This window comes from Nocardioides sp. Arc9.136 (assembly GCF_030506255.1).
GTDB lineage: Bacteria > Actinomycetota > Actinomycetes > Propionibacteriales > Nocardioidaceae > Nocardioides.
In genome coordinates this window covers 3,717,894-3,729,376 of record NZ_CP113431.1, presented here as the reverse complement: position 1 = coordinate 3,729,376, position 11,483 = coordinate 3,717,894, and the positions used below count along the sequence as shown (strand labels likewise).

Below are 11,483 nucleotides of genomic sequence, written 5' to 3'. Positions count from 1 at the left end.
CGGGTTTGGTCAGAAGACGTCGAGGGGCCGGAACTGCACTGAGATGCGCGGCCCGGCCGACGCCACCTTCGGCACCGCGTGCTCCCAGGTGCGCTGGCAGGACCCGCCCATCACCACCAGGTCGCCGTGGCCCATCTCGATCGACATCGAGTCCCCGCCACCGCGCGGCCGCAGCTGGAGCCGTCGCGGGTCGCCGACCGAGACGATCGCGACCATGGTGTCGCGCGTCGATCCGCGGCCGATCGTGTCGCCGTGCCAGGCCACGCTGTCCCGGCCGTCGCGGTAGTAGCAGCACCCGGCGGTGCGGAACGGCTCGCCCAGCTCGGGCAGGTAGTGCTCGCTGAGCGCCTCCCGGGCCTCGGCGAGGACGCGGTGGGGCAGCTCGTCGCCGACCAGGTAGGTGTGGAGCAGCCGCGGCACGTCGACCACGCGGTCGTACATCTGGCGCTTGTCGGCCCGCCAGGGCACGTCGGTGACGAGCGTGCCGAACACCTCGTCGGGCTCCGGCAGCCAGGCGCGGCAGACGTCGACCCAGGCGCCGCGCGTCAGCGGCATCCGCTCCGCCCGCGCCAACGACGCCAGCAGCGACCCCTGGTCAGGGGCTTCCGCGGCGAAGAGGGAGGTCTGGAAGTCCACGTCCCCAGGCTATCGAACGCGTGTTCGACGGGCAAGGGTCCAGACGCCCCGGGCCGGAGTGCCGGGAGCCTCGGGGGGAGGCCCGGGTCCATCCCGGTGGCGCGGTGTCGGTGCGGTCGGCGATCGTGGGTGCATGACCTCGCCGGCAGCCAGCGTCCGCCACCTCACCAAGACCTACGGGACCGGCCCGGCACAGGTGCGCGCGCTGGACGACGTCTCGCTGGACCTGGCGGCCGGGGAGTTCACCGCGGTGATGGGACCCAGCGGGTCGGGGAAGTCCACGCTCATGCACTGCTGCGCCGGCCTCGACACCGCCGACGCCGGCCAGGTGCTCATCGGTGACCACGACCTGACGACGATGGGGGACAAGGCGCTGACCCGGCTGCGCCGCGACGAGATCGGCTTCGTCTTCCAGTCCTTCAACCTGGTGCCGACGCTCACCGCGGGGGAGAACATCGTGCTCCCGCTGTCGATCGCCGGCCGCCGCCCGGACCGCGAGTGGCACGACACGGTGGTGGCGACCGTCGGGCTCGGTGACCGGCTGCACCACAAGCCCAGCGAGCTCTCGGGCGGCCAGCAGCAGCGCGTGGCCGTGGCCCGGGCGCTGGTGAACCGGCCCCGGATCGTCTTCGCCGACGAGCCGACCGGCAACCTCGACTCGCGCTCGGGCGCCGAGGTCCTCGAGCTGCTGCGGCGCAGCGTCACCGGGGCCGGCGGCTTCGCCGGTGGGCAGACGGTCGTCATGGTGACCCACGACCCGGTCGCCGCGGCGTACACCGACCGGGTGGTCTTCCTCGCCGACGGCCGCGTGGTCGACGAGCTGCGGCACCCCGACCGCGAGCAGGTGCTCGAGGTCATGGCGCGGATGAGTGCGCCGGCATGATCCGCGCCGCGCTGAAGAGCCTGCTCGGGCGCAAGCTGCGCCTGCTGATGAGCACGTTCGCCATCGTCCTCGGCGTCGCCTTCGTGGCCGGCTCACTGGTCTTCTCCGACACCCTGGGCCGCAGCTTCACCGCGCTCTTCGCCTCCACCGTCGGGGACGTCGTGGTCCAGCCCGAGGGCGGTACGACGAGCCAGGGGGCGCCGTCGACGCAGACGCTGCCGGCCGCGCTCGTCGACGAGCTCGCCGAGGTCGAGGGAGCGGCCCGTGCCGACGGCAACGTCGAGGCGGTCGGCGTCTTCGTCGTCGACACCGACGGCAAGGTCGTCGGCGGCCTCGGCCCGCCCGCCCTCGGCGGCAACTGGAACGACGCGCCCGCCGGCCACGGCCTCACCGGGCTGAGGATCCAGGAGGGTCGCGCGCCCGAGCGGTCCGGCGAGGTGGTCCTCGACGCACGGACCGCCGAGAAGGCCGGCTACGGCATCGGCGACGACGTGCCGTTCGTGACCTCGACCGACCGGCTCAACCTCGACGCGGAGCTGGTCGGCATCGCCGAGTTCGCCGAGGGTGGCTCGCTCAACGGCGCCACGCTCGCGCAGTTCGACACCGCGACCGCGCAGGAGCTCTTCCTCGAGGGCGCGGACGCCTACAACGACATCTGGGTGACCGCCGAGGACGGCGTCTCCCAGGAGGAGCTCGCCGAGCGCGTCCGCGAGGTGCTGCCCGCGGGCGTCGAGGCGGTCACCGGCGACGACGCCGCCGACGAGGCCGCCTCGGACCTGCTCGAGGCGGTCTCGTTCCTGACCACCTTCCTGCTGATCTTCGCCGGCATCGCGCTGGTCGTCGGCTCGTTCCTCATCGTCAACACCTTCTCGATCCTCGTCGCCCAGCGCAGCCGCGAGCTGGCGCTGCTGCGGGCGCTCGGTGCGTCCAAGCGGCAGGTCACCTGGTCGGTCCAGCTCGAGGCGCTCGTGCTCGGCCTGGTCGGCTCGACCGTCGGGCTCGGGCTGGGCGTGCTGCTCGCGATGGGCATCCGCGCAGTCACCGCCACCTTCGGCCTCGACCTGACCGGGCAGGGCCTGGTCTTCTCCCCGCGCACCGTCTTCGCGGCGTACGCCGTCGGGGTGCTCGTCACGATGGCCGCCGCCTGGCTGCCGGCCCGCCGCACCGCCCGGATCGCGCCGGTCCAGGCGCTGCGCGACGACGTCGCCCTGCCCGAGAGCTCGATGCGCCGCCGGCTCTGGGCCGGGCTGGTGCTCGTCGTCGGCGGCCTGGCGGCCCTGGCCGCCGGACTCTTCAGCGACGTGCCCCGCGCCGGCTGGTGGGTGGGGCTCGGCGTGCTGGCGGTGCTGCTCGGGGTGGCCGCGGCCAGCCCGGTGCTCAGCCGGCCGTTCCTGTCGGCCGCGCGGGCGGCGTACGCCCGGGTGTTCGGCGCCGTCGGCAACCTGGCCGGGCAGAACGGCCTGCGCAACCCGCGGCGCACGACCGCGACCGCCTCCGCGCTGATGATCGGGCTGACCCTCGCCTGCACGATGGCGATCGTCGGCGACTCGGCGAAGGCGACCGTCGACAAGTCGGTGGAGGAGAACTTCGTCGGGGACTACGTCGTCAGCAGCGCCTTCGGCGGGGAGTTCTCCCCGGCCATCGCCGATCGGATGGCCGGTGTCGACGGTGTGGCGTCGGTGCTGCGCGAGCGGTTCGCCTTCGCCGAGCGCGACGGCGAGGGACAGGGTGTCGCCGCCACCGATCCCGACACCGTCGACGACCTCGGCCTGACCCTCGTCGAGGGCAGCGCCGACCCGCTGCGCGACGACACGGTCGTGGTGCAGCAGTCCTGGGCCGAGGAGGAGGGCGTCGGGGTGGGGGACACCGTCACCCTCGACCTGCCGACCGGCGAGGCCGCCTGGGAGGTCGTCGGCGTCTTCGAGGACGACCCGATCGTCTTCCTCCCGCTGCTCACGACCGTCGACACGCTGCTCGCCGCGGGCTTCCCGGACCGGGACAACTACATCGTCGTGGACGCCGAGCCCGGCGCGGGGCCGGCGCTGCAGGACCGGCTCGAGGAGGTCGTCGCGGACAGCCCGGTGGTGACGGTCAAGGACGAGGCCGGCTTCGCCGCCGAGCAGCGGGAGCCGATCGACCAGCTGGTGCTGATGATCTTCGCGCTGCTCGGCCTGGCGCTCGTCGTCGCCGTGCTGGGCATCGTCAACACGCTCGCGCTCTCGGTGATCGAGCGCACCCGCGAGGTCGGGCTGCTGCGTGCGATCGGCCTGAGCCGGGCGCAGCTGCGACTGATGATCACGCTTGAGTCGGTGGTCATCGCGGTGCTGGGTGCGGTGCTCGGGGTGCTGCTGGGCACGTTCTTCGGCGTCGCGCTGATGCGTGCACTGCGCGACGAGGGCCTCGACGTGGTCAGCGTGCCGGCCGGGCAGCTGGCGGCGTTCCTGCTCGTGGCGGTCGTGGTGGGCGTCCTCGCCGCCGTGCTGCCCGCCCGCCGGGCCGCCCGCCTCGACGTGCTGCGTGCGATCGCCACCGATTGATGCTCGGCGGTTCCTTGGCGAAACCGCGGACAACGGTGGTCTGGTCCGCCTAGTCTCACCCCTGTGGACGAAGTGCTGGTGACTGACGGGCGCGCGCTCAAGCACGTCCAGGTGCGCGAGTACGTGCGTTCCCTGGTCACCGGGTGCGCTCCCGGATCGCCCGCTCCCTCCGAGCGTGAGCTGGTCCACCGTTTCGGCGTCGCGCGGATGACCGTGCGCCAGGCCATGGACGCGCTGGTCGTGGAGGGGCTGCTCGAGCGCATCCCCGGTCGCGGCACGTTCGTCGCACGGCCGCGTCGTACCGCCAGCCGGATCACCGGCTACACCGAGGAGATGAACCGTCGCGGCCTGCTGGCCGAGTCGCAGACCCTCCTCGCGCGCCGCGAGCAGGCCGGACCCGGCGTGGCCCGCGCGCTCAGCCTCAGCGAGGGCGACGCGGTGATCCACTGGCGCCGCCTGCGCCGCGCGGACGCCAAGCCGATGTGCCTGGAGGACGCCTACCTCAACGAGGTGCTCCTGCCCGGCTTCCTGCAGAGCGGCATGCCCACCAGCCTGTACGACGCCCTCGAGTCGCGCGGCCTGCGCCCCACCTGGGCCGAGGACTCGATCACCGCGGACAAGGCCACCCCCGAGGAGGCCACCCTGCTCGAGGTCGAGGCCGGCGCCTCCGTCCTGCGCCACTCCCGCCGCGCCATCGCCGGCGAGAAGGTCGTCGAGGTCTCCCGCACCGTCTACCGCGCCGACCGGTTCACGCTCTGGGTGCAGCTCGGGCACGAGTCCTGAGGTCGGCCCCGCTGCAGGGGTCCCCGGTCCACCGGTGACTCCTGCGCTCACCGGGTAGATCTGCCCCGGTGAGCGAGGGACTGCCACGAGAAGCACCGGCTGCGCGCGATGAGTACGCCGCGCGGCAGTGGTCGGTGCAGCGACCGACGTGCACAGACGACAGGAGCACCCATGTCCTTCCAGGCCTACCTCGACAAGGCCGAGGAGAAGACCGGGCTCACGCCCCGTCAGCTCGTCGACCAGGCGAACGCCCACGGTCTCGACGCCGGGTCCCGGACCAGCGAGGTGATCGCGTGGTTCAAGTCCGAGCACGGTCTCGGTCACGGGCACGCCGCCGCGCTGGCCCACGTGGTGGTGAAGGGGCCGACGATCAGCGCCAAGCACGTCGGCACGACCGGGAGCCACCGCGACGACTCCGCCACGCTGTGGCTGGACGGCCGGGCGACCCGTCCTGGGGCCTGAGTCGTGCCCCCCTGGGGGTGCAGGAGTCCCCGGTGCGCCGGTGACCCCCGCGCTTACCGGGGTAGATCTGCCCCGGGAAGCGCGGGACTACCCCGGGAAGCACCGGCGCCGAACCGGGCGGTCGCTCACAGGCCGCCCAGCGGCGCGACGGCCTCGCCGGTCTCCTCGCACACCCACACCGGGTCCGGGCCGCCGAGGTCGGGCTGGATGTAGAGCGAGTGCTCGGGCGCCTCGGGCCCGCAGCCCAGGCACAGCGGCCACCGGCCGGCGGTCTCGAGGAGGGCGTCCTGGACGTCCTGGGCGACCAGCCCGGCGACGTACACCTCGCCCTGGGGCCACTGCTCGGCCCACCACTGCCGCGCGGAGCAGGCGTCCTCGAGGGCTGAGACGGCGGCGGCCGTGGCGTGCCGACGCGCCTCCAGGTCGGCCAGGACCCGGGCCCGGGCGTTCATCAGCAGCGCGTTGTCCACAGGCCCATGGTGGCTCGCGTTTCAAGGCCGGTCCGCTCCGGGCAATCCGGGGGCACCGGGTCGCACCGCGCGGCCCCCGCTCGGGAGGTGTGGGATGGACGTGCTGGTGACGGACTGGGAGGACCTGCGGCGGCTGCCGGGGGTCCTCGACGAGGCGGCCGGGCAGGCCGGCGACATCACCGCGCACGCGGTGCGGTGGGTGGCGCAGCGCGAGGGCTTCGAGCCCAGCCCGGTGTGCCTCCTGCGACCCCTCGCCGAGGCGATGGACGCGGTGCGGGCCGCGTTCGAGGCGGCCGGTCGTACGGCGGTCGCCGGGCTGGCGGACCTCCGTCAGGGCGTCGAGTCGGCCGCCCGCGACCTGGAGGCGTCCGACGCCGCCGCGACCGGCTGCTTCCCCGCGCCGCCCGCGGTGGACGCCCCGTACCGGCCCGAGGTGGCGTGATGGTCGCCCTGCACCTGGTCGGCCTCCACCTCGTCGACCCTGAGCCCGGCGCGGCCCAGCTGCGCCACGACACGACCTTCCAGCTGTGGGACGCCTCGATCTCCGCCCTCCGCGACGTGGTCAACACCGGCATCCGCGTGCTCAACCAGGTGGGGGCAGGGCTGCCGCTGCTGCCGGAGGGATCGCTCGAGGAGCTGCTGGTGCAGCCGCTCACCGGCGACTACGGGGCGATCCGGCAGAACGCCGCCGCCTGCCACCAGGTGGCCGACGCGCTGGGGACGTGGACGGCCAACCTCGTGCGCGTCGGCGCGACCGTCGACCCGCGCTGGGACGGGCTCGCCGGCACGGCGTTCACGGCGCGGCTCGGGGTCCAGGCGGTGACCGCCCGCGGCCTCGCGGAGGTGGTGCGACGAGGGTCGGCGCTGCTGGAGGAGATCGCCGACGTCTCCGAGCGGCTCGGCGTCCGGGTCGAGGAGCTCCTCGTCGACCTCGGCAAGGCGATCGCCCGTCTTGCCCGGCGGCTGCTGACGCGGGTCGGTGGACCGGCCGGGTGGGCGACCTTCGCCGGCGAGCTCGCGCTGAAGGGGCTGGACGCCGTGACCGACATCGTCGACGACGTACGGCGCGTGCTCGGCCTGGTCGACACCGTGGTCGCCCTGCACCGCACCGTGGCCGACTGGGCCGACGTGCAGCGCGACCGGCTGGCGGTCTTCGGGGAGCTGGCCGCATGAGCCCCGGGGAGCCCCTTGACCCGGGACTGCGGGAGTCGCTGGCGGCCGCCTGCGCCGGCGACGCGCCGGTGGAGCTGCAGGCGCTGGCGGCCGAGGTGCGCGAGGGCCGGACCAGCTGGGAACAGGTGTGGGAGTGGCCCGGCCCGGTGCTGCTCGGCCGCGTCCTGGGCGACGTGGCGCGCCGCTGGGCCACCGCACCGGGAGCGGCGCCCTAGCCTGGGCCCATGCCGGAGCCCCGCGACGCCCGAGACACCGTGCTCGAGGTCGCCGTCGCCCACGAGCGCGACGTCCCGGGCGCGGCCGAGGGCGGCGCCGACCGCGTCCGCCTGGCGACGCCGGCCGGCCTCTCGCCGGAGCCGGCGCTCGTCTCGGCGGTGTGCCGCGAGTCCGACCTCCCGGTCCACGTCGTGCTGCGGCTCGACGACTCCTGGACCACCACCGGCGGTGAGCTCGCGCGACTGGTCGGCCTCGCGGCCGACTACGCCGCCTGCGGCGCGGCGGGCTTCTCCTTCGGCTTCCTCGACGCCGACCTCGAGGTCGACACGGCCGTCTGCACCCACCTCGCCGAGCGCCTGCCCGACGGGCTGCCCTGGACGTTCTCCCGGGCCTTCGACGCGACCCTGGACCCCCGCCGCTCCTGGCGGCGCGTGCTCGGGCTTCCCGGCCTCGCCGGGGTGCACTCCTCGGGCTCGCCGCAGGGCATGACGGTCGGGTACGACGACCTGCTGGCCGCCGCCGCGGACCCGGCCGTCGCCCGGCTCCTCGTCGCCGGTGGCGGGCTGCTCGCCGAGCACGTCCCGTGGCTGCTCCGGGCCGGCGTGCGGCAGCTGGCCCTCGACACCCAGGTCCGGCCCGGGGCGTCGTACCGCTCCTACGTCGACGCGGGGCACGTGCGCTCCTGGCGCCGGCTGCTGGGGTGAGGCACCGGTGATCCTCGTCGACCCGCCCAACGCGGCCGGCCACGGCCGGCTGTGGTCCCACCTGGCCAGCGACAGCTCCTACGAGGAGCTGCACGTCTTCGCCCGGGGGCTCGGCATCCCCGAGCGCGGCTTCGACCGCGACCACTACGACGTGCCCGCGGAGTGGTACGACCGGGTGGTGGCCGCCGGCGCCACCCCGATCAGCTCGCGTGAGCTCGTGGCCCGGCTGGTCGCGACCGGCCTGCGGCGCCGCAAGCGCGACGTCCGCGGTCCCGGGCAGGGGACCTCAGGCCGGTAGCTCCTCGGCCGCCCGCCCGGCCACCCCCGCAGGCCGCGCGGGTCCGGTCAGCTCCGCCAGCTCGCGGTCGAGGTTGGCCCGGGCGGGCGTCTCCCAGTGCGCACGCGCCCAGGTGGTGTGGAACAGGTGCGGCTTCTCGGCCAGCGAGCGCAGGACCTGGGCCCGCCCGGCGCGGAACGTCTCGTCGTCGAGGTGCGCGAACTCGCGGCGCACCGCCGCGACGTACTCCTCGTAGCGCTCGCGCGGCGCGGCCAGGATCGCCAGGTCGGCGTCGGAGAGCACGCAGCCGTTGGCGTCGTCGTCCGCGGGCAGGTGGGTCTCGGTCAGCCGCACCAGGCGGGCGACCTCGGCCACCGCGGCGTCGGGCACCAGCCCCGCCAGCGCCACCTCGGCCCAGACCGCCGAGCGCTCCTCGGCGTCCCGCTCGCCGTCGTACACCCCGTCGTGGAACCAGGCGGCCAGCAGCACCACGACGCGGTCGTGGGCGGCGCCGTGCCCGGCCAGCTCCTCGAGCCGGGCCACCACCTCCGCGAGGTGCCGGGTGTCGTGGTAGCCCCGGTCGGGCGAGGAGTACGCCGCGGCGAGCTCGTCGCGCAGGTCCTCGCTGCCGGGGAGTGGCCAGGAGGCGGTCAGCCGTTGATGGTCGTCGTCCACCCGCCCAGTCTGGCGGACCGCTACCGTGCGGGCCATGCCTGCGAGCAACGAAGCCGTCCGAGCCGTCGTCGAGCAGTACGTCGCGCTGGTGGGGTCGGGCACCGCGCAGGAGATCTCCGCCCTCTACGCCGACGGCGCCACCGTCGAGGACCCGGTCGGCAAGGAGCCGCTCAGGACGCGGGAGCAGATCGAGGCGTTCTACGCCACGCTGGAGGGCATGGAGCAGGAGACCAGCCTGCTCACCGCCCGGGTGGTGGCCGGCGAGGCGGTCTTCCACTTCGAGGTCCGCACGAAGGTCGGCGACCAGACCTACGTGCTGAGCCCGATCGACGTGATGACCTTCGACGACGACGCGCGGATCACCAGCATGCGGGCGTACTGGAGCGACACGGACATGACCGTGGCCTGAGCGCCTCGGCGCTCAGACGACGCACTGGGACGGGACGTCCTTGCCGGTCGCGTGCGGCAGCACGATCGCGTCGACCGGTGTCTCCTCGCCGGTCCGCACCGACCACGGGCCAGAGGTCGTGCCCTTGAACTGGCACCACGCGGCGCCCTGCATGTAGCCGCCGCGGTCCGGCTCGGGGTTGACGACGATCTTCAGTCCGCCCTGGGTCGCGATCTGCCCGTCGAGGGTGAACCAGCCGCCGGAGCTGGTCAGGGTCTCGTCGAGCTTGTGGCCGGCCTTGTCGAAGACCATGACCTGGGCCCGCGCCATCGGCGTCTCCTCGTCCATCTCGTCGACGACGTAGCCGGTGATCCAGGCGCCCCGCTTGGTCCAGCGGAAGGAAGCGGCCAGGTCCGCGCGGCCCGCCTTGACGCTCGCGCCCTGGATGCCCGCGGTGCGGGCGAACCAGTTGCCCACGCCCGGGGCGACCATGGTGTACCCGCCGGGGTAGAGGTTCGGGAAGGCCACCTCGCCCCGGCGGGCACGGGCGGTCCAGAACTGCCCGGTCGCCTTGCTGACCGCGGTGACGTAGAAGGACCCGGTCATCTTGGTGCCGTCGCCGCGCCGCAGCTGGACGAGGAGGCTGCCACCGCGCTTGGTCAGCGCGAGGCCGACGTTCTTGGCCTGGCCGCGCTTGAGCCCCTGCACGTAGCGGGACCTGCCGACCCAGGTGTCCTTGCGGTCGAAGGTGAAGACCGAGTAGCTGCCGGCCGGCAGGCCGCCGACGGCGAACTGGCCCTTGCCGTTCGCCTTGACCTCGTAGGACTGCTCGTTGGTGTTGGCGGCGACCACGCGGGCGCCGGCCGCCGGGCGACCGCCGGCCTTCACGGTCCCGGTGATGGCCGCACCCCGACGCATCCTCACGTCGCGCTGGACGATCCCGCCGCCCTTCACCGTGACGGTGACGTCGCTGGGGGCGTACTTGGTGACGTCGTAGGAGGGCCGCTGGTCGACGAACTGCAGGTGGTAGGTCCCCGGCTGCAGGGAGAGGGAGTAGATGTCGCCCTCCACCTTGCGTCGGCCCAGGTAGTTCCAGCCCTTGTCGAACCAGAGCATCTCGACCCTGAGCTTGCCGCCCTGGCTGCCGATCACCTGGCCGACGACCTTGCCGCTGGCCGCCTGCGCGGGCGCGGCGGTGCCGAGGGCCAGCAGCAGCGAGGCGAGCAGGCCGAGGGCGAGCGCGAGCGCCGTGGCACGACGGCGCCGGTTGGTGGAGGTCCCCATGCGGTCAGGGTAGGGAGGGCCACCCCCAGCCGACCGCAACGTCACCTCAGGCTTCCCTCAAGAAGCGGGGCTCTCCTGCGGGGCGTCGCGGACGGGCCCCTGCGGGGTCAGCGCCCACCGGATCGTCCCCACGGCGACCGAGCCCAGCACCCGCACGACGGTCCGCTCGGAGACCGGGAGCCACGGCAGCAGCAGGTGGCGACGGGTCCAGGCCGGCATCAGGCCGACCGCGGCGGCGACGAGCACGCCGTACGGCGCGCGGGCCGGCAGGGGCAGCGGCGGCTTGAACAGCAGGTACCGGACGGCCTCGCGGGCCTCCGGCGTGCCGCGCAGCTCGGGGCGGTACGCCGCGAGCGCCTCGCGCAGCTCGGCCTCGGTGGTCGGGGGGTCGAGGACGCCGAGCCGGCGGCCCACCTCGGCGACCTGGGCGACGTACTCGTCGCGGCCGGCCTGGTCCAGGGGCTCCGCGCCGTACGTCGTGTGCGCCAGCAGGAAGCTGTCGACCTCCGCGACGTGCACCCAGCGGAGCAGGTGCGGGTCGCTGGCGGCGTACGGCGTCCCGTCGGGCATCGTGCCGGTGATCCGGTCGTGGATGCGGCGCACCACGTCCACCGCCTGCTGGGCGTCGTCGGCGTGGCCGAACGTGGTCACGGCGAGGAAGGTGCTGGTCCGGGCAAGCCGTCCCCACATGTCCCCGCGGAAGCCGGAGTGCTCCGAGACCGCCCGCATGGCGGCGGGGTGGAGCGTCTGGAGCAGGAGCGCGCGGATGCCGCCGACGAACATCGAGGCGTCGCCGTGCACCCGGGCGATCGCGCTGTCCGCCTCGAACCAGCGGGGGCCCGGCCGTCCGTGGATCCGCGCGGCCTGCTTGGCCCCGTCGGGGCCCGCCACGCGGAGGAAGAGCGCCTGGCCGAGCCGTTCGCGCACCGTGGTCACCTCTCCGAGCGTACGGTCCGGACCCTCACGTCGCCCGCGAGAAAGGGGCAGCACGCGTG

At 74.3% G+C, this 11,483-nt stretch carries 15 protein-coding genes; 10 read left to right on the top strand and 5 right to left on the bottom strand.

Going from position 1 to position 11,483, the window contains the following annotated elements; translation table 11 throughout:
- Positions 1–9: 9 nt before the first annotated feature.
- Positions 10–555, bottom strand: coding sequence for an alpha-ketoglutarate-dependent dioxygenase AlkB (locus OSR43_RS18040; protein ID WP_302271715.1), 546 nt, complete (start codon positions 553–555; stop codon positions 10–12).
- A 214-nt stretch (positions 556–769) separates the two neighbouring features.
- Between OSR43_RS18040 and OSR43_RS18035 the strand changes: the two genes are divergently transcribed.
- The 4 genes from OSR43_RS18035 (at position 770) to OSR43_RS18020 (ending at position 5,301) form a co-directional block, all read left to right on the top strand.
- Positions 770–1,519 carry an ABC transporter ATP-binding protein gene (locus OSR43_RS18035; protein WP_302268138.1) on the top strand — a complete coding sequence of 250 codons (750 nt, stop codon included), beginning with the start codon at positions 770–772 and terminating at the stop codon, positions 1,517–1,519.
- Positions 1,516–4,056, top strand: coding sequence for an ABC transporter permease (locus OSR43_RS18030; protein WP_302268137.1), 2,541 nt, complete (start codon positions 1,516–1,518; stop codon positions 4,054–4,056). The genes OSR43_RS18035 and OSR43_RS18030 overlap by 4 nt, the downstream gene beginning before the upstream one ends.
- A 78-nt stretch (positions 4,057–4,134) precedes the next feature.
- Positions 4,135–4,839, top strand: coding sequence for a GntR family transcriptional regulator (locus OSR43_RS18025; RefSeq protein ID WP_302268136.1), 705 nt, complete (start codon positions 4,135–4,137; stop codon positions 4,837–4,839).
- A gap of 171 nt (positions 4,840–5,010) precedes the next feature.
- The gene (locus OSR43_RS18020; RefSeq protein ID WP_302268135.1) at positions 5,011–5,301 is read left to right on the top strand and encodes a DUF4287 domain-containing protein; all 291 of its coding nucleotides are present in this window, start codon (positions 5,011–5,013) and stop codon (positions 5,299–5,301) included.
- Positions 5,302–5,426: 125 nt separating this feature from the next.
- On the opposite strand, the gene OSR43_RS18015 is transcribed toward OSR43_RS18020, so the two are convergent.
- Positions 5,427–5,771, bottom strand: a complete 345-nt coding sequence (locus OSR43_RS18015; RefSeq protein WP_302268134.1) for a hypothetical protein — start codon at positions 5,769–5,771, stop codon at positions 5,427–5,429.
- 94 nt (positions 5,772–5,865) lie between these two features.
- Here OSR43_RS18015 and OSR43_RS18010 point away from each other — a divergent pair, with 94 nt between their 5' ends.
- The 5 genes from OSR43_RS18010 to OSR43_RS17990 are packed head-to-tail and all read left to right on the top strand — an operon-like array spanning position 5,866 to position 8,162.
- Positions 5,866–6,213: a hypothetical protein gene (locus OSR43_RS18010; protein WP_302268133.1), complete on the top strand. Its 348-nt coding sequence runs from the start codon at positions 5,866–5,868 to the stop codon at positions 6,211–6,213.
- On the top strand, positions 6,213–6,944 hold the full coding sequence (locus OSR43_RS18005) for a WXG100 family type VII secretion target (protein WP_302268132.1): 732 nt from the start codon (positions 6,213–6,215) through the stop codon (positions 6,942–6,944). The genes OSR43_RS18010 and OSR43_RS18005 overlap by 1 nt, the downstream gene beginning before the upstream one ends.
- Positions 6,941–7,159, top strand: a complete 219-nt coding sequence (locus OSR43_RS18000; protein ID WP_302268131.1) for a hypothetical protein — start codon at positions 6,941–6,943, stop codon at positions 7,157–7,159. The genes OSR43_RS18005 and OSR43_RS18000 overlap by 4 nt, the downstream gene beginning before the upstream one ends.
- Positions 7,160–7,168: 9 nt before the next feature.
- Positions 7,169–7,864: a copper homeostasis protein CutC gene (locus tag OSR43_RS17995; protein WP_302268130.1), complete on the top strand. Its 696-nt coding sequence runs from the start codon at positions 7,169–7,171 to the stop codon at positions 7,862–7,864.
- A gap of 7 nt (positions 7,865–7,871) precedes the next feature.
- Complete coding sequence (locus OSR43_RS17990) at positions 7,872–8,162, top strand: DUF4031 domain-containing protein (protein ID WP_302268129.1); 291 nt, start codon at positions 7,872–7,874, stop codon at positions 8,160–8,162.
- On the opposite strand, the gene OSR43_RS17985 is transcribed toward OSR43_RS17990, so the two are convergent.
- Positions 8,151–8,816, bottom strand: a complete 666-nt coding sequence (locus OSR43_RS17985) for a hypothetical protein (protein WP_302268128.1) — start codon at positions 8,814–8,816, stop codon at positions 8,151–8,153. The genes OSR43_RS17990 and OSR43_RS17985 overlap by 12 nt on opposite strands.
- A 34-nt stretch (positions 8,817–8,850) precedes the next feature.
- Here OSR43_RS17985 and OSR43_RS17980 point away from each other — a divergent pair, with 34 nt between their 5' ends.
- Complete coding sequence (locus tag OSR43_RS17980) at positions 8,851–9,225, top strand: nuclear transport factor 2 family protein (protein ID WP_302268127.1); 375 nt, start codon at positions 8,851–8,853, stop codon at positions 9,223–9,225.
- 12 nt (positions 9,226–9,237) lie between these two features.
- Here OSR43_RS17980 and OSR43_RS17975 read toward each other — a convergent pair whose 3' ends face one another.
- Positions 9,238–10,488, bottom strand: coding sequence for a carboxypeptidase-like regulatory domain-containing protein (locus OSR43_RS17975; protein WP_302268126.1), 1,251 nt, complete (start codon positions 10,486–10,488; stop codon positions 9,238–9,240).
- Between the two features lie 57 nt (positions 10,489–10,545).
- On the bottom strand, positions 10,546–11,424 hold the full coding sequence (locus OSR43_RS17970; protein ID WP_302268125.1) for an oxygenase MpaB family protein: 879 nt from the start codon (positions 11,422–11,424) through the stop codon (positions 10,546–10,548).
- Between the last annotated feature and the right edge of the window lie 59 nt (positions 11,425–11,483).

Excerpts from the sequence above, each read along its gene's own strand:
- OSR43_RS17980 (WP_302268127.1), top strand. The coding sequence starts at position 8,851 with ATGCCTGCGAGCAACGAAGCCGTCCGAGCCGTCGTCGAGCAGTACGTC.
- OSR43_RS17975 (WP_302268126.1), bottom strand. The coding sequence starts at position 10,488 with ATGGGGACCTCCACCAACCGGCGCCGTCGTGCCACGGCGCTCGCGCTC.
- OSR43_RS18035 (WP_302268138.1), top strand. The coding sequence starts at position 770 with ATGACCTCGCCGGCAGCCAGCGTCCGCCACCTCACCAAGACCTACGGG.
- OSR43_RS18000 (WP_302268131.1), top strand. The coding sequence starts at position 6,941 with ATGAGCCCCGGGGAGCCCCTTGACCCGGGACTGCGGGAGTCGCTGGCG.
- OSR43_RS18005 (WP_302268132.1), top strand. The coding sequence starts at position 6,213 with ATGGTCGCCCTGCACCTGGTCGGCCTCCACCTCGTCGACCCTGAGCCC.
- OSR43_RS18030 (WP_302268137.1), top strand. The coding sequence starts at position 1,516 with ATGATCCGCGCCGCGCTGAAGAGCCTGCTCGGGCGCAAGCTGCGCCTG.
- OSR43_RS17995 (WP_302268130.1), top strand. The coding sequence starts at position 7,169 with ATGCCGGAGCCCCGCGACGCCCGAGACACCGTGCTCGAGGTCGCCGTC.
- OSR43_RS18040 (WP_302271715.1), bottom strand. The coding sequence starts at position 555 with ATGCCGCTGACGCGCGGCGCCTGGGTCGACGTCTGCCGCGCCTGGCTG.
- OSR43_RS18020 (WP_302268135.1), top strand. The coding sequence starts at position 5,011 with ATGTCCTTCCAGGCCTACCTCGACAAGGCCGAGGAGAAGACCGGGCTC.
- OSR43_RS18010 (WP_302268133.1), top strand. The coding sequence starts at position 5,866 with ATGGACGTGCTGGTGACGGACTGGGAGGACCTGCGGCGGCTGCCGGGG.